Annotated in this window: 10 protein-coding genes and 2 pseudogenes; 9 read left to right on the plus strand and 3 right to left on the minus strand. The window is 34.9% G+C overall.

Annotation, left to right across the window (positions count from 1 at the left end):
• Positions 1-241: 241 nt before the first annotated feature.
• Both I6L31_RS05985 and I6L31_RS05990 read right to left on the minus strand, forming a co-directional pair.
• Positions 242-2,197, minus strand: coding sequence for an alkyl/aryl-sulfatase (locus I6L31_RS05985; RefSeq protein WP_000693745.1), 1,956 nt, complete (start codon positions 2,195-2,197; stop codon positions 242-244).
• 81 nt (positions 2,198-2,278) lie between these two features.
• Positions 2,279-2,539, minus strand: a pseudogene (locus I6L31_RS05990) (integrase core domain-containing protein); the annotation flags it as partial.
• Positions 2,540-2,595: 56 nt separating this feature from the next.
• Between I6L31_RS05990 and I6L31_RS05995 the strand changes: the two are divergent.
• Positions 2,596-3,621, plus strand: coding sequence for an IS30-like element ISAba125 family transposase (locus tag I6L31_RS05995; protein WP_171492998.1), 1,026 nt, complete (start codon positions 2,596-2,598; stop codon positions 3,619-3,621).
• A 39-nt stretch (positions 3,622-3,660) separates the two neighbouring features.
• Here the strand turns inward: I6L31_RS05995 and I6L31_RS06000 are convergent.
• Positions 3,661-4,751, minus strand: a protein-coding gene (locus I6L31_RS06000; protein ID WP_100607965.1) for an IS4-like element ISAba1 family transposase whose coding sequence is annotated in 2 segments (ribosomal slippage) — positions 3,661-4,211 and positions 4,211-4,751 — 1,092 coding nt in all. Because the reading frame shifts where the segments join, the coding sequence is not laid out codon by codon here.
• A 204-nt stretch (positions 4,752-4,955) separates the two neighbouring features.
• Here I6L31_RS06000 and I6L31_RS06005 point away from each other — a divergent pair.
• The 8 genes and pseudogenes from I6L31_RS06005 (at position 4,956) to I6L31_RS06035 (ending at position 18,539) form a co-directional block, all read left to right on the plus strand.
• Positions 4,956-7,583 (plus strand): AAA family ATPase, encoded by a 2,628-nt coding sequence (locus tag I6L31_RS06005; protein ID WP_000251195.1) that lies wholly within the window; start codon positions 4,956-4,958, stop codon positions 7,581-7,583.
• A 179-nt stretch (positions 7,584-7,762) separates the two neighbouring features.
• Positions 7,763-8,674, plus strand: coding sequence for a DUF6236 family protein (locus I6L31_RS06010; protein WP_000503872.1), 912 nt, complete (start codon positions 7,763-7,765; stop codon positions 8,672-8,674).
• Between the two features lie 100 nt (positions 8,675-8,774).
• Positions 8,775-11,960: a type ISP restriction/modification enzyme gene (locus I6L31_RS06015; protein ID WP_000615758.1), complete on the plus strand. Its 3,186-nt coding sequence runs from the start codon at positions 8,775-8,777 to the stop codon at positions 11,958-11,960.
• 387 nt (positions 11,961-12,347) lie between these two features.
• Positions 12,348-13,010, plus strand: coding sequence for a TnsA endonuclease N-terminal domain-containing protein (locus I6L31_RS06020; protein WP_001052041.1), 663 nt, complete (start codon positions 12,348-12,350; stop codon positions 13,008-13,010).
• Positions 13,007-15,058, plus strand: a complete 2,052-nt coding sequence (locus I6L31_RS06025; RefSeq protein ID WP_000100555.1) for a Mu transposase C-terminal domain-containing protein — start codon at positions 13,007-13,009, stop codon at positions 15,056-15,058. The genes I6L31_RS06020 and I6L31_RS06025 overlap by 4 nt, the downstream gene beginning before the upstream one ends.
• Positions 15,051-16,064 (plus strand): TniB family NTP-binding protein, encoded by a 1,014-nt coding sequence (locus I6L31_RS06030; RefSeq protein WP_001281162.1) that lies wholly within the window; start codon positions 15,051-15,053, stop codon positions 16,062-16,064. The genes I6L31_RS06025 and I6L31_RS06030 overlap by 8 nt, the downstream gene beginning before the upstream one ends.
• Positions 16,065-16,079: 15 nt before the next feature.
• Positions 16,080-16,481: pseudogene (locus I6L31_RS18545) on the plus strand (TniQ family protein); the annotation flags it as partial.
• Positions 16,482-16,580: 99 nt separating this feature from the next.
• Positions 16,581-18,539 (plus strand): hypothetical protein, encoded by a 1,959-nt coding sequence (locus I6L31_RS06035; RefSeq protein WP_000642242.1) that lies wholly within the window; start codon positions 16,581-16,583, stop codon positions 18,537-18,539.
• The last annotated feature ends 57 nt before the right edge of the window (positions 18,540-18,596 follow it).

Raw genomic sequence — 18,596 nt, forward strand, 5'->3', positions numbered from 1 at the left:
TCCATTTAATAAATAATGGACACTATCGGGATATTGAGAAAATAAGAAAAGTGGGGTTCAGCGGACGCTTACTAATAAAGTATCAATAGAGTTAAAATACATATAGCTTACTTTTAATTTTAAAGAGGAATACAAGAAATAATTTCTTGTATTCCTGTTATAAGATTGGGAGAACCAAGTTGATAATTTCACCCATTTCTTTGGATCTATTAATTTAAGTTTCGACTTTACTTATTTGAGCTTAGCCATTTGGTCGAGTCACAATCGGGAAAATTGAATCTGGACGTTTAAACATTGCAAAGAATTTTCCAATTTTCAGTGGATTACCTTTGACTTTACTGTCTTTAGAAAGCAGGACTTTTACCCCTTCTATTTGACCTGTAATCATTTTTAGATATAAGGGCTTGGTTAAGGTTAATGTAGGGCAATCCAATGCCAAATCTTTACTTTCATCATAACGCTTAAACTGCATGACTGAGTTTTCAACCCATAATGAAAAATGCTCTTTGGTATCCGACAAAACCAGATTGATACACTGGTTTTCATTTTTTAAATTTTCCACATCTAAATTTGTCGCCATAGCTTCAAGAAATCTTTCAGTTGGTGTATGAATCAATAAATCACTCGGATCAGAAGTATTTTGTAGGGGTACATTATTTTGTAGCTCTTGAGCGCCCACCAAAAAGAAATTACGCCAAGTTGAAGCCTCAGCAGCATAGCCCAATTGACGATAAGTATTCGCCAATAAGTCTTTTGCTTGTTGGTTTTGAGGGTTATTCAACACAATATGTTTTAAAATCTCGGCAGCCCATCTATAGTCAGCTTGAGCGTAGGCATCCCGCGCATTTTTCAATGCATTGTTCTCCCCACCTGCTAACTCAATATATTTTTTTGCAACAGCTTTAGGGGGTAATGGATCTAAATTGGAAGGATGGGCATCGAACCATCCCATATAATATTGGTATACTGCTTTTACATTATGTTTTAGGGTTCCATAATAGCCATGAGCATATAGTTTTTGATCAAGTGCCGCTGGAAGCTTAATTTTTTCGGCAATTTCAGCGCCATTAAAACCAGAGTTCATATATCTCACCGTCTGATCATGCGTGAACTTATAAACATCTCGCTGGGTTTTAATAAAATCTTGAATATTGTCATTGCCCCAGACAGGCCAATGATGCTGTGCAATCAATACATCGGATGCTTTGGCATGCTGCATTGCTTGGTCTAGATAGCCCACCCATTTTAAGGCATCACGGACTTTAGCACCCCGAAGGGTATAAAGATTATGCATGGTATGAGATAGAATTTCTGCGCCGTTATAAAGTTTCAATGATGGGATAGAGAACGTTAATTCTGCTGGTGCTTCTGAACCCGGCACGTTATAAAACACAAAATCCAAGCCATCAACCGTCATTTTCTGTTCTGGTTGAGTGATCAGTTGTGTAGGCTCAAGGATGCCCATTTTTCCCACAGCAACAGCCTTACCTAAACCTGTATCCACCAATCCTTCCGCATTTTTAGGTAGAAAAGTTCCATACATATAAGTCGCACGACGTATCATGGCTGAACCTGCCATCACATTTTCACTGGTCGCTTCTTCCATAAAGCCTTTTGGCGCAATAATTGGAGTTTTTCTAGCGTTAATTTCTTCGCTAGAAAGAACGCCTAATGCACCACCAAAATGATCGATATGGCTATGGGTAAAGATAATGGCTGAAATTTTTTGCTCACCTAAATGCTGTCTAGCAAATTTAAGTGCTGCTTCAGCCGTTTCTTTAGAGGTTAATGTATCCACAATAATCCAGCCAGTATCACCCTGAATGATGGTCATATTTGCCAAATCAAAACCACGAATTTGCCAAACTCGATCTGTTACTTTAAATAGCCCAACATTGTTGTTTAATTTTGCTTGTCGCCATAGAGTGGGATTAACGGTATTTGGTGCTTGATCTTGTAAAAAACTAAATGCATCAAAATCCCAGATAACATTGCCTTTCTCACTTTTAATTTGACCTGTTGGCTTGGCAATAAAGCCCTTTTGAGCCTGATTAAACTCAGTCATATCCTCTAAGTTATACTTCGCCTTATATGTATTATTTGATTCAATGACCGCTTTTTCTACTACAGTATTTGCTGCAAAAACAGAAAATGGCAGAATAAGCATCAATGAAACTGTTAAAAACTTAATTTTCATCTTCTTTCCTTTTTTTAAATAGAGGTGGTCCCACATGTTTGAACAACTAAAAGCTTATTTATAAGTGATACTCTGCTCTAGTTAAGCTACCTTATTTTGTTGTGGTAGCTGGTCATAGTAAAACTCATCTGGAGTCATTTTGTCCAGACTCGAATGAGGTCGTTTCAAATTATAAAATTCAAAATATGCGTTTAATTGCTTCTTCGCATCCAAAACATTGCTGTAGGCTTTGAGATACACCTCTTCATATTTAACGCTCCGCCATAATCGTTCAACCATCACATTATCAACCCATCGACCTTTACCATCCATGCTGATTTGGATGTCATTTGATTTCAATACATGGCAGAGTAAAACTTGAAGTGCGACATAAACCACCTAATTAATTTAAAGGGTTTATGGAGTATATAAAATTGTCATACCATCATCTTAACTTTGAAGATCGTACTGCATTAATGCTTGAGTCAAGAAAAGAAGGCTTTTCAGCCAGAAAATTTGCTGAACTCATTAAAAGACATCCTAGTACGATCTATCGTGAGCTTAAAAGAAATAGCATCAATGACGTTTATCAAGCTCGATATGCTTCTGATAACACCTTCGCTAGACGTAGACGTGGTCACAGAAAACTCAAAATCGATTCAATCCTCTGGAAATTTATTGTTGAAGCGATCCGTTGTTTATGGTCTCCTCAGCAAATAGCAAAGCGTTTAAAGACATTTCCTGATTTGGATCAAACAATGAATGTAAGCCATACAACGATTTATTCAACGATACGAGCATTACCCAAGGGTGAGTTGAAAAAAGACTTATTATCCTGTCTGCGTCATGAAAATAAAAAGCGAAAAGCTAACGGTGAACCTAAAAAAAATTCTATATTACAGGATATTAAAACTATTCATGAGCGCCCAGCCGAAGTTCAAGAAAGAAAAATACCGGGTCATTGGGAAGCTGATTTAATTAAAGGTAAAGACAATAAAAGTTCGATAGCAACACTTATTGAACGAAATACACGGCTCTGTATCTTGGCAACATTACCTGATGCAAAGGCAGAATCAGTGCGCAAGGCTTTAACTGAAGCTCTGAAATATTTACCTGCAGAACTGCGTAAAACGTTGACCTATGACCGTGGACGCGAGATGTCAGAACATAAAATACTCGAAGAAGATTTAGGCATAGATGTATATTTCTGTGACCCACATTCACCTTGGCAAAAAGGCACATGCGAAAATATGAATGGTTTAATTAGGCAATATTTACCTAAAGGGATTGATTTAAATCAGGCAGATCAGCATTATTTAAATCAAGTTGCCATGTCACTGAATACTCGTCCTAGAAAGGCGTTAGATTGGCTTACACCATTAGAGAAATTTGCTCAGCTTGTTGATTATCATATGGCTTTTGAAACTGTCGCACCTCATGTTTGAATTCGCCCCTTTATCATTCATCTCTGTACACGACAAATTTCACAGAACCCTTATCCTATCAGGATTCTGCCTTCTTAAAATTGCCAAAATTTCCTTAAACTCTTCTTTTTTCCCAAAACCAATTAAACGCTGAATCGCCATTTGAACATAGTCTAAACCATAGCGAAATAAACTCATTGAGAGTCGTCCATGCTTCTTTATTTTTATCGCTTTTTTTTGATCATGTTGCCATTCACCCGTTAAGTAACACCAACAGAAGCTTATAGCTAACACCGCAATCAATTTTTTCACTCGTCTAGGGTCTGTCAAGCGCGTATTTTCAAGATTAAACCCGCGTCCTTTGAGACAACTGAATAAGGTTTCAATTTCCCAGCGTAATGCATAATCCTGAATAGCATTGGCATTAAACTGAGGAGAAACGACGAGTAAAAGCTCTCCATTTTCTAACTGTAGTGCACTTATATATAGTTTCACCCGACCAACCAAAATCCGTCGTTTACGACATTCAATTTGACCAACTTTAAGATGGCGAAATAAATCACTAATTTTATGATTCTTTCCTAAATGATTGGTGACAATGAAGTTTTTTTAACACGAATGCAGAAGTTGATGTCTTGTTCAATTAACCATGTAAACCACTGCTCACCGATAAACTCTCTGTCTGCGAACACATTCACAATACGGTCTTTACCAAAAATGGCTATAAAGCGTTGAATCAAAGCAATGCGCTCTTTCGTATCTGAATTTCCACGTTTATTAAGCAATGTCCAAAGGATAGGTATCGCTATTCCACGATAAACGATTGCGAGCATCAGGATATTAATATTTCGTTTTCCCCATTTCCAATTGGTTCTATCTAAAGTCAGTTGCACTTGGTCGAATGAAAACATATTGAAAATCAACTGAGAAATTTGACGATAATCAAAATACTGACCTGCAAAGAAGCGCTGCATACGTCGATAAAATGATTGTGGTAAGCACTTGATGGGCAAGGCTTTAGATGCAGAAGAAAGATTACATGTTTGCTTTAAAATAATCACAAGCATGATGAGCGCAAAGCACTTTAAATGTGACTTGTTCCATTTTAGAGATTTGTTTAAGATAAGATATAACTCATTGAGATGTATCATAGTATTCGTCGTTAGAAAACAATTATTGTGACATTATTTCAATGAGTTATCTATTTTTGTCGTGTACAGAGATCATTCATATAAAAATATTGCCCCCTATACAATGTAAAATTCAGCTAGTCAAAAAGACAAAAAAATGATAAATATCTATAAATTACATTATTTTATAAATTAGATTTTTAAAAAATTCTGGAGGGGGTAATTGTGGTAAGAGAGGAATATTTGCGTTTTTTACAAACGTTTAATGTGGATTCTACATCAATAAATGCTAAAAAAATTGCTAATATTGTTTTAGATAATTTAGAAGAGCTAACTCAGTTATCAACACATCAAGGTCAAAGAATCCGAAGAATAATTGCTTTAGCTCAGCCTCAATGGAATGAAATCAGAACGGACATAACTATCATTAATTCGGCTAATTCAAATGATTATCAACGTATTAAACAATTAAAACATATGGTGGTTGGTCCCTTTAGAGGATTTGCACGTGCAGAAGAATTCAATTTAGATAGTCAATGTGTATTAATTTACGGACCAAATGGTACTGGCAAATCAAGTTTCTGCGAAGCACTCGAATATGGCCTGCTTGGGAGTGTTAGCGAGGCTGAAACTAAGCGTTTTCGAGATCAGGCTGAATATTTAAAAAATGCTCATGTTAATCAATTTACTCCCCCTCACATTATTGCTAAAGATGCAAATGAGGACGATGTAATTGTTGAACCCAATGCATCTAAATACAGATTTTGTTTTGTAGAAAAGAATAGAATCGATAACTTTTCTAGAATAGCAGCCCAAGCCCCTTCTAAACAGACTGAACTTATTTCAACATTATTCGGATTAGAGGCATTTACAGATTATGTTCGTAACTTTACTACCGAAATTGATGAAAGATATATAGATATTCAAGGAGAAAAAACCAAATTACTTGCACAAAAACGTCTTGAATTATCATCTGCAGAACAAATCAAGATAAACAATATTGCTGAGTTAGAAACTATTACACAGGAAGAACTAGCGCTCGCTCAGCGATATAAAAATAATTTCAGCTTTAATCTAATGGTTAGCGAAATTATTGGAACAACAGATTCTTTAGGTGCCATTCATCAACTAGAAAAAGAGTTACAAACACCTGTTCCTTTAAAAAGTAATTTAACAACTTCTGCCTTAGACATATTGATAAATAATATTCAAGTTAATATTAATCAACTTAATAGTCAACAACAAGAATTGGGATCGTATAGCCAGCAAATATCATTTAAACAACTATATGAAGCGGTTATACAGATTCAACCAAGTAATCCTGAAAGTTGCCCAGCCTGTCATACGCCCTTAAATCTAGTTACAATCAATCCGTACCTGCATTCGCAAGAAGAATTAGAAAAACTTCAACATTTGGCTAAAATACAAAAAAGAATACAGGACACTCAGCAAACCATAGGCCAACAATTATTTAGTCTTTCTCAAATAGTAAATACTTGTTTACATTTTTTATCAACTAATAATCAACTTGTTGCATATCAAATCCCTAATGGTATACAACCAACTCTCTCTTGGTGGAACTCTTTACTACAATATTTAGCAGATGGATATACCCCTTATCAACATATAGTCGCGCAGGTAAAACATCTCGAAAATACAGATCTTCTATCTAGCCAAGCTCAAGCAACAAGAAATTCAACACTAGAAGAATTAAATAGATTACGTGAATTTGAACGTCAAATTACAATCTTACAGACTCGTCGTAATACAGCTTTAAAGGAAATTTCAAAAGCAGAATTACTCATTACAAATTTCAATACTCAAAATGCACAATTAATCAACGAGGTGACCCTAGAAGAATCTATCCTACAAAGAAATCAGTCTATCTTAGAGGGATATACTGAATTCGTAACTAAAATAAATGCATATAGCAGACTTTTACCATCACAATTAGTTGCTGATTTAGGTGAAACAGTTACTACCCTATACAACGCATTCAACCGTTATGATGCTTCTCATGAAAAGTTAGCTTCGGTCAAACTTCCTTTGACACAGTCGCAGAAATTACTTATATCATTTCAAAAAGATCCAACAACATTTTTTGATGCCCTTCACATTCTCAGTGAGGGACATATTAGATGTATTGGATTAGCAATCTTGCTAGCAAAAAATATTAAAGAAAATTGCCCTATTTTAATTTTTGATGATCCAGTCAATGCAATAGATGATGAGCATAGAGCCGCAATAAGAGAAACCTTATTCAAGGACTCATTTTTCGAACAAACTCAAATCATTCTCGCTATCCATGGTGAAGAGTTCTTCAATAATACTCATCAAATGTTAGGTAAAGAGAGAGCCGCTATTTCGCAGTCTTATATATTCTCTCCCCATAAGCCTGATAACCATATATATGTACTTTCATTACAACGCCCTCGAAATCATGTGTTAGTAGCACGAGAATTGTATTCTAGAGGAGAATATAGAGATGCTCTTATGTCATCAAGACGAGCTTTAGAAAATTTATGTGATAAAACTTGGTTTCATTATGGAAAACATTGTGATAGGAATGACGGTTTAATTAGTGTATCAAGAAGATCTCCAGATCAACCCTGGGATTTAAGAAATCTCGCAGAAAATTTAAAATCTAAAATTGATAAGTCTCAAGCAAATATCCCTAAAAAAACAGAAATCGTATCCGCTTTAACATTGTTATTGGGTCCAAATGGCACCTCCCCATGTTGGCGTTATTTAAATAAAGGTACACATGATGAGGACAATTTACCGGAGTTCGACCAGCATATAGTTGGCAAGATAGTGTCATCACTCGAACAGCTAGATTCAGCACTTAATTGATGATCAATTATGACAAAATTTCACCAAATAACTTAAAAGAGGGTTCATGAGGTATGAAATTATTAAAAATTAAATTTTTATAATTTCAGTCTTATAGAATCCTAATAGTTAAAAATCTTTATTAATTGAATACTGTAAAAGATGTAATTTTTACAGGCAAACATCTAATTGAGTAAAAAATGGGCGAAATAATCCAATTTAAGAAAAAAAGAATTCCTAAAGGCCTAATAATCTCAGGATTGGGAGGCGTTAGTAATGAAAATGGACCTGTAGCTAAAGATTTAACACATAGTGATTTGATGTTTTATGGTCTTTATTGGGATAATATCGTTATTACTCAAATACCAATGTTTCATTTTACTAATAATGTGATTGAAGAATTTAGAAGTAATGGAGTTATTGAATTTTATACAAATGCCCCTCCGCCGCAAATTCATTCTTCCGAAATGCAAAGGTTGGCTTTAGAGTCTTTATTAGCATGTCAAAGCATAAGAAAGCAGACTACCGACTCTGATTGGATTATTTACAATAACGTTGCAGATGGATTTAATTCTATAGAATCTGACGATTTGATAGAGCAACATACCATTAGAATCGAAATTGCAAAATGTCTTCCCTATCCAAGTACCTATGTTCCCATAGATACTCTTAGAAAGTTTAGAGAAGATTATATTGATGAACTTGATAGACTTCATTTAGCAAAATATAGACTATTTGATAAAATTAGTTCATATGAAAATTTGGAAAGGAGAGATCTAGCCAAATCATATGAATTAGATGAGTTTCAACGTGCAATAAGAGACTATGAATTCGCTTTTTCCTCTAAGTTTTCCTATTATTCAATGAAATCATTAATTAGTGATATCAAAAGTAATAAGTTTCAACTATTAGAAGCCAGTTTAGCTGCTGGAGACCTCTTGGTAAGTGGCCTTAGCCTATCTGGAACTTACAATCTTGGCAAAACATTCTTTAATATTTTTGGCTCAAAGCAAAAGATTCATGAAGCAAGGAAGAATTCACCAGAATTTCAATTTATCGGCTCTGCGATCAATAAAGGAATTATCTTACAGAAGTTTGATCATAGTTTATGAATAAATAGATAAATTGCAGATATTACGAAGAGACTGAAGGTTTTAGATATGAAAATTTAAAACCCAGTGAATGAACGTGAAATACATGAGACTACATTAAATGATCCAAAATTATATTCAGGCAGTAAATGCAAAATTTGTCACAGGTAAAACAACCGAACACAGCTTTCGAGGGGATCTACAAAGCTTAGTAGAGTCAATTATCGGCTCAGGCTATATGGTAATTAACGAGCCTAAACGTCAAAGATGTGGTGCGCCTGATTATATCATTGAGAAAAACAGTATTCCTATTGGATTTATTGAAGCAAAAGACATTGGTGATACAGACCTAGAAGGTAAGAAAAAAACAGGTAACAAAGAACAATTTGACCGCTATAAAGCATCTTTAAACAATATCGTATTCACCAACTACCTGGACTTCTATTTTTATCAAGAAAGTGAATTAGTTGCTAAGATTTCTATTGCTGAAATTTCAGGAAATCAGATCAAAGCCTTGCCTGAAAACTTCCCAATGTTTGAGAGTCTGATTAAAAATTTCAGTATCTATCTTGGGCAAACAATCAAAAGTCCGCAGAAATTAGCCAAAATGATGGCAAATAAAGCAAAATTACTTGCTGAAATATTAGAAAAAGCAGTAACCAATGATGAAGATACACAGGAAGACAGTACTCTAAAGGCTCACTTCGAAGGCTTTAAGCAGATTCTTATTCATGACATTAAGCCAAAAGGTTTTGCCGATGTATATGCTCAGACCATTGCTTATGGAATGTTTGCAGCCCGATTACATGACTCAACCCTCAAGACTTTCTCAAGACAAGAAGCTGCTGAACTGATTCCAAAATCGAACCCTTTCTTGCGTAAACTATTTGGTTATATCGCAGGTCCAGACATTGATGATCGTATCAAATGGATTGTTGATAGCCTGGCAGACATTTTCTTACATTGTAATGTTGAGGAAATCTTAAAGACTTATGGGCGTTCAACACGAATGAACAACCCAATTATTCATTTCTATGAAACTTTTCTGAGCGAATATGACCCTAAAGAACGTAAAAAACGTGGCGTATGGTACACACCTGAACCTGTAGTCAATTTCATTGTCAGAGCTGTAGATGAAATTCTAAAAACTGAGTTTAATCTTGCTTCAGGATTAGCCGATACAGCCAAAACTACTATTAAAATTAAAAACCCCACAACAGATAAGCGTTATAAAGATGGCTATATCACAACAGAAAAAGAAGTTCATAAAGTTCAGATCCTTGATCCTGCAACAGGTACAGGCACATTCCTTTCACAAGTCATCAAACACGTACATCAAGACTTTGAAGGGATGCAAGGGATATGGAGTAACTATGTTGAAAAGGATCTGATACCACGTTTAAACGGTTTTGAGTTGCTCATGGCGAGCTATGCAATGGCTCACTTGCAACTTAACTTGCTGTTATCAGAAACAGGATATAAACCACAAGGCAATATTCAACAAAGACTGAAAGTTTATCTAACTAATAGCTTAGAAGAAAGTCATCCTGATACTGGTACTTTATTTGCGAATTGGCTCAGTGCTGAAGCAAATGAAGCGAACCATATTAAACGTGATACACCTGTCATGTGTATTATTGGTAATCCACCTTATAGTGGTGAAAGTGCTAATAAAGGTGACTGGATTATGAGTTTAATGGAAGACTATAAGAAAGAACCAGGCGGAAAAGAAAAATTAAAAGAAAAAAATTCTAAATGGATTAATGATGACTATGTAAAGTTCTTACGATATGGGCAGCATTTTATTGAAAAAAATGGAAGTGGTGTGCTTGCTTTCATTAATCCTCATGGTTTTTTAGATAATCCAACATTTAGAGGGATGCGCTGGAATCTACTTAAAACTTACGACAAGATTTATACCATTGATCTTCACGGGAATGGGAAGAAAAAAGAATTTTCTCCTGATGGAAGTGTAGATAAAAATGTATTTGATATCATGCAAGGCGTATCTATTAATATATTTATTAAAACAGGAAATAAAAAGAATTCAGAGCTAGGTCAAGTCTTTCATTATGATGTATTTGGTAAACGTGAAGAAAAATATAATTTCCTTTCTGAATCAAACTTAAATGATATAAATTTCAATGAAATTAAACCAGTAGGGAAACAATATTACTTCATTCCTCAAGACATGACATTAAAAAGTATTTATGAGAAAGGTATAAAAATAAGTGACTTATTTCCTGTTCAGGGTAATGGAATAGTAACAAAGAGAGATAATTTATGCATTCAAGCTACTGCTGACAAATGTTTGCAATCAGCGCTAGACATAATTACGTTAGAAAAATCTAATTTTTATAAAAAATACAATCTTCCTGCTGATGTAAGAGATTGGAAATATGATTGGGCTAAAAAAGATATCCAAGATTCTTTTAAAGATCAAACGTGTGTAAAGCATATCAACTACAGGCCATTTGATAAAAAATATATTTACTACACAGGTAATTCAAGAGGTTTTGTAGGATGGCCTGTAGATAAAATTATGCGAAACTATTTACAATCAGAAGGAAACCTAGGTCTGCTTTGCACTAAAGCACATAAAGATCAATCTTTTGCTCATATTTTTGTTACTAATACGATCACGGAAGCAATTTTTCTTTCTTCAAAAACTGGCTCAAATGCCATGAATCTGCCTCTTTATATTTATTATGAGGATTTAACAACTGAAGGTAAAATATGTAGGAAACCCAACTTAGAAAAAAAATATATAGACAAAATAAGTAGCATTATAAAAAGAAAATTTTCGGATGAAATATCTACTGAAAGTCAAAATTTTTCACCTATAGATATATTAAATTATGTATATGCTGTTCTTCATTCAAGAATTTATAGAGAAAAATATAATAATTTTCTCAAAATTGATTTTCCACGAGTTCCATACCCAAAAGATCAAAATACATTTGGTCAATTAGTTGGATTAGGAAATCAATTAAGAAAACTTCATCTTATGGAAGACTCCACTTTAAAAGCTATTTTTCAATATCCTGAAAGCGGTGACAATATTGTTGAGAAGCATGTTTACAAAGATGGAAATGTCTATATCAACGATGAACAGTATTTTGCCAATGTTCCTGAAGTAGCCTGGAACTTCTATATCGGTGGCTATCAACCTGCACAAAAATGGCTCAAAGACAGGAAAGGTCAAGCTCTACAATTTGAAGATATTAAGCATTATCAGAAGATGATTGCCACGCTTCAAAGAACTTCTGAAATTATGGAAGAGATAGATCAAATAGATTTTATGTAAAAATACATTACTGTTAAATGAGTATCTTTAAAAATGCTCATTTAACATTGTATACAAAATTAACCAATACATACGTCCTGACATAATCTAGATGCCCCTTTTAACAGTTAAAAATCACACTAGGCGGAAGGGCCTATCAAATATTCATTTTTTAGATAATCACACTGGTTTTGTCGCAAAACTTTAAAAATGACAATATCAAGTAAGATGAAATAATTGGAAAAATCAAAGCATAAGATGAAATAAAAAACACCAATTATTAGTTGGTAGACTTTAAAATCATAATCTTACAAAAAACATTATTTCTCGAACAAATGTTGATTCAAGTATAAGATGAAATCAAGCTATCATGAATTCTGAACAAAGAAAATTCTTGGAGTTTTCGAGATGGCTAAGCATGGCGTTAGGCGTATTACCAATCGAGGGCGAGACCGAGTAATTGGAAAATTTGCTAGCTTAAAGATGCAGCAGATTATTCAATGGGAGTCTCAAATAGAAAGGGACTGTTGCTATTGGCTTGAGTTCGATAGAGATGTAATTGCCTACCGTTCACAACCACTAATTATTTCCTATATCTTTGAAGATAGAAAGCTGCGTCATACTCCAGACTTTGAGGTCATGCGTCATAGCTTACAAACAGGTCAATATCAATATTTAGAAGTTAAACCATATAAGAAAACAATGGAAGATGAGTTCAAACGCAAACATATTGCTCGCGCTGCGCACTTTCATCTTCACGGACATATATACGATTTAATAACTGATGAACATCTCCGTAAAGACAGTTACTTAGATAATATTCGACTTCTATACCGATATGCTCGCTTAACATCTAATCCTGAAATACTTTTAAAAATCAAACGAGCCTTACCAAATCATTCTAAACATACTCTAAAAGTACTACAAAATCATTGCGTTGATTTTGGAGCAGAAATGGAACTTGCGTATCTCTTACTCTACAACGGTAGCGCTAGATTCGATATGGAGAAGCCTCTTCATATTAATACCGAAATAGAGATGACATGGTATGTTGGAGACGATGATCTATGAGTAGCTATCAATTTTCTTATGGACACTATGTCGCTTATCAAGGTTCAGTATGGGAAATTGAAAGCCTTGATCCCAAAACAAAAATATTAAAACTTTCAAGAACAACTGATGCTCTGAAGATTTCAATACCATACTCAGAAGCATTAGGTCACCTAGTTAACAATCAACTTAAATTTATTGATCCTGAAACTGCTACCAAACCTTTAATTACGGCAGAACAACGTGCCTTAGCAGATTTTTCAACAAAATCATCAGAACAAAAAAAGGAGGCTGTAAGAAGGTCAAAATATCTAAATATTCTAAAGGAACTAAAAGTCCCATCTTTCACAAAAAAATATCTTGATCCACTTATTGCAAATATTGCTCTTCAAATTGGAGACCCCACACCACCTTCAGCAATTACAGTATATCGTTGGCATAAAAATTATAAGAATGCTAGTGAAGACATACGTTCATTAATCAAGAATGAGCAAAAAAAAGGGAATCGAAGTAAGCGCCTTGATCCAGAAGTACAACATATAATAGATACGACTATTAAGGATGTTTACCTGAAGGGCCATAAACCATCAATAACAACAGTCTACGAAGAGCTTAAAAGAAATATTTGGAAAGAAAATAAATTCAGGATAGCTAGTGAGGCCTTAACAGCGCCGAGTTTAACTACTCTAATCAATAAAATTAAAGCACTTGACCCTGTATTAGTTACTCTACATCGAGAAGGAAAACATGCTGCCGAAATGGAATTTAGAGTCTACCAAATGGGTGTCTCAACAACTAGACCATTAGAACGGGTTGAAATAGATCATACCCAATTGGATTTATTCGTCATTGATGATCAAACTGGTTTTCCTTTGGGCAAACCGTATATTACTGCCGCAATAGATCATCATACCGGCTCTGTCACAGGATTCTACATTAGTTTTACTCCACCAAGTGCATTTAGTGTCATGGAGTGTCTAAAAGTAGCTATATTGCCTAAAGTTGAAATAAACAAAATCTTTCCTTCTGTTAAAAATACATGGGATGTTTTTGGTGTATTCGAAACTTTAATCGTAGACAACGGTAAAGAATTCTATAGCATCGCGCTCGAAGAAGCGTGTATTCAACTAGGGATTAACATTCAATATGCACCTCCGCTCCAACCTTGGTTTAAAGCTTCCATTGAGCGGTATTTCTCAATTATAAATCAAAAATTACTCAATGGTATGGAAGGTAAAAGTCTAAAAAATCTTGGAAAATTTGCAGATTACAATCCTATTAAGAATGCAGTAATAGATTTCTCATCATTAGTAGAAATTATGCATATATGGGTGATAGATATTTTTCATCAAACTTTCAAAGAACGCATTGGTGATACACCAGCAGAAAAATGGCGTAAAAGTGTACTGATATATCCACCATTACTTCCCAAGAGTGCATTAGACGTGAATATTACTCTAGGACTTCATGACAAACGAAAAATTGTGAGGACTGGCATCTCCTATGAAGGTCTAATCTATAACTCATCAGAACTGGCTTTACTGAGGCAAAAAATTCTAGACAATCCAAATGTGACTATAAAAATAGATCCTTCCAATATTTCTCATATATTTGTTCTTGATCCAATCAAAGAGGAATATTTCAGTGTTCCAGCAATAAACCAGAAATATGCAACGGGTAAAACTTTATTTCAACATCAAGTAATCAGAAGGAATGCCCGTGAATACGCAAAATCTTCGGTAAATATGAATAATTTAATGGAAGCTGCTGATAGGATTGAAGAAGTTGTTGAAAAAAGTAAACATACTTCCAAAAACAGGAAAACACAATTATCTCAAAAAGTTGCACGCTACGAAGATATCTCTCAGAACTCAGTACTATCCTCTAAGTCAAATGAACAACTAAACTCTATTTATAAAGAAATGAATCGTTCTCCAGAAAATCTGGTCACCGAAGTTGAGAAAAAAATAGACCCTGTTTCTAGCGATAAAATACCACTCACATCATTTTATGATGAAGCGGATGACTGGTCTTCTGATTACAGCTTGGGAGGTATTAATAATGAGTGATTTAGCAGAATTTGTTGCAGCTAATGCAGATAAAATCAGAAAAATTGAATCTATCTTTATAAAATATCCTAGACTCACAAGCATTCTTGATTGCATTGAAGAATGTCGTGAAATGTCTAAATTTTCAGAAGAGCCTCAGTGTATGTTTATCACAGGAGGATCAGGCGTAGGAAAAACAAGTCTAATTCGACAATATTCTAGTCGTTGGCCGTCAATCGAAATGCCTGATGGTGACATCCATCCTGTCTTTAAAACATCTATACCTGCCAGCGCTACAATTAAAAGCGTAGCAACCGCAATGCTAAGTGATCTAGGTGATTTAGCAGCTACCCATGGAACCACTGTAACTCAAAGCAACCGTTTATATGCTTTAGTCCATCAATGTAAGGTAGAAGTCATAATTATAGATGAATTTCAGCATCTCATTGATAATAAGACACAAAGAGTTATTGGCTTGGTAGCAGACTGGATCAAGATGTTTATCGAAATTACTAAAATTCCAGTCATACTAATTGGTATGCCAGAATCGGAAGCCATTTTACATCAAAGCCCTCAACTACGCCGCCGATTCCTCACCAAGAAACGCCTAACTCCCTTTTTATGGGATAGTGAAGCCAACCGAAATGAATTTAGAAAATTTTTAGCTGAAGTAGATAAATCTCTTCCATTTGATGTGTATAGTAATTTAGCTTCAGAAGAAATTGCTTACCGTCTTTTTGTAGCAAGTCAGGGAACGGCAGCAAATATCATGTCATTGATAAAGCACGCTGCCTATGATGCCATTAGACATAATCATCCATGTTTGACTTTAGCGCATTTAGGCACAGCTTTTGATTCAATTCAATACGACACCACCCTCCCCAATAATCCATTCCTAGTAGAGACTTCTGTAATTTCTTCTTGGAAAGCAACAAGTAGGATTACACACTCAGAAATTGGCACTAATAATCGCGTCAAAGCCAAGCCAAAAGAATTGACAATCAGAGATACCATAACCCGCCGTTAATCGATTGATGAGCGTATGAAAAAACGACTATTAAAGCGTCCAGAACCTAATCTAGATGAAAGTATGATCGGGTACTTACTACGCCTATCGGATGCTAACTGTTATGAATCCTTGAATCCAATATTATCGCTTTTGGATGACAATGATTTTGAGGTAAAGGCTCATAAAATACGTGCTCTTTGCATGGGTAAATTGAATATAGAACGACTGTCTCATCTCACAAATACACCTCAAAATACTTTGAACAACCTAATTTTTCAGTCGATTACTCTCAATAAAAGCCAATATTTCAGAGTCGGTCATGCAAGCATTTCCGATGAGTTAATGAATTTTAGAAATCCCGCAATCTGTGTACAGTGCTTAACAGAGTCTTCTTATCATCGAAAAATATGGACAGTTGCATCTTATACAGTGTGCCTTAAACACTTATCTCTATTACAGGATACATGCTCGACATGTAATTCAGTATTTAGTTGGTCAAGAACAAACTTACTGAAATGTCGCTGTGGTGCTGAAATGAAAGCAGCAGATTCACTGCAAGTTGAAAGCTCTGAAACACTACTAGCAGATATGACTGCACAAGCAGTCAATGGCGATTCGATCAAAGGACATCCACTAGTCAAAGATATGCAATCATTTTATGCAGTCATTCATCTTGGCTATATTTTATCCAGTAGGTATTCTTGGTCTAATACAGAATTAGACCTTAGTTATCAAATTATAAGTAATAGGCACATTGAAGCTCTAAATGCGTTCAAACCATTTGCTAATTGGCCAGAAAGTTTTCATCAGTTTCTAACAGAAATTGTCGCAAGAAATCGTGCCATCTATCCAGCATTTAGTAAACCAGCTCTGCTCTTTCGCCTAAGTATGGCTTTGGATCGTTCTCCATTACGTAAATTACAACCTGACATCTATCAAGCGGTAGAGTCTGAATTAGAAAGTTTTATACGCACAGAACAAACGCCATCGATATTACCAAAGCCAAAGACTGAGAATCTGAAACAAGACAAGCTATTATCAAAAAAAGAAGTTAAAACTATGCTAGCCGTATCTGATTCTAGCTTTGATCAGCTTATCAAAACTAATTTAAAACCACCTTCGCTGGATGAGAAGTACTCACTAGATAATGTAGCTGAACTCAGAGATATATTATTGAGGTTAGTTACGCTAAATGAAGCAGCTAAAATTTTAAGGCTGTCACCCCACAATACAAAGAACCTGTTAAAGAGTGGAATTATTACCGCATTTCGTGGTCCTGATATTGATGGCTACCGTGATATCTTGATTGATACTAAGGTGTTAAATAACTTATTAAGTACTATTAGCAAATCAGTAAAATCAAAATTTATACATGAAAATATATCTCTTTCGCTTTATTTCAAGAAATATCACTATCATTCGATGCGGACACTGGATGAATTAATTCAAGCTGTACTTGATAGACGACTTTCTATAGTGAACTTTGATAAAGAAGCTGGTTTATTGGGTATTAGTTTTGATAAAAATGAATTACTTCAATTCATTGATATACAAACAAAAAATAAAGATAAAAATGAATTATTAGATATCAATGATGTTATTGTCGCATTAAATACCTACCGTGATGCAGTATATCGAATCATGTCAGTAGGCCTTTTAAAGTATAAAATGGCAAAAATAAATATAAAATCTACTCAGCGCTTTGTTTCACCAGAGGAATTAGCCCGTTTCAAAGCTAAATACATTTTGCCAAGCGAAATTGCAGAACTTTTTCAAACAAATGTTACCAACATTGCTGAGCGTATAAAGCACCTTGGCATAAAACCCATTTCAGGACCAACCATTGATAATGGTTTAGTTTATGTCTTTGAGCGTAAAGATATTATCAGCATCAACAAACAACAATTGGATAAAGTACAAGGTTATCAAACCCGCACCGGTAGGCCCAAAAAAGGACAAATGACTACAAAAAGCAAAGCCAAAACAGATTATATGGATGCGCAAGCAGTTGCTGAACTTTTGGGAGATAGTGCTAATATTCAAAAAGTGTCACGTTTAGTAAAAAAGGGTTTTTTACAAGCGGTGCAACATAATGGAGAATTGGGTAACAAACGTTATTTTAAATCCGAAGTAGTACTGCAATACCTTGCAGAATTCCAGAATAATCCGCGTCTTATAAAACTACAAGACATACCCACTTGGTTATCAATTGACAAGCGCAGACTCGAAATTGATTGGCTGAAATCAGGGCGATTGAGCTTAATCGATGATGGCTTAGGCCAGCGCTATGCCCATATGGATGACTTGGAAAACATCAAGAAGCTCAGGATATATGCGTTAAGTACACAAGAACTAGCTGAATCTACTGGAAAAACACGCCAAGATGTTAACAATGCAATCCGCCTTGGAAAAATTCAACCTATATCAGGACCCAATTATGATAGTTTTCCGAACTTTTTATTTGATCGCTCAAGCATTATCAAGCTTCTTTAGATTGCGAATGCAGAGACTTGATGATCTAAATATTTATCAACTTAAATTGCCGTTGAC

This window comes from Acinetobacter septicus, assembly GCF_019355975.1.
GTDB classification, from domain to species: domain Bacteria; phylum Pseudomonadota; class Gammaproteobacteria; order Pseudomonadales; family Moraxellaceae; genus Acinetobacter; species Acinetobacter ursingii.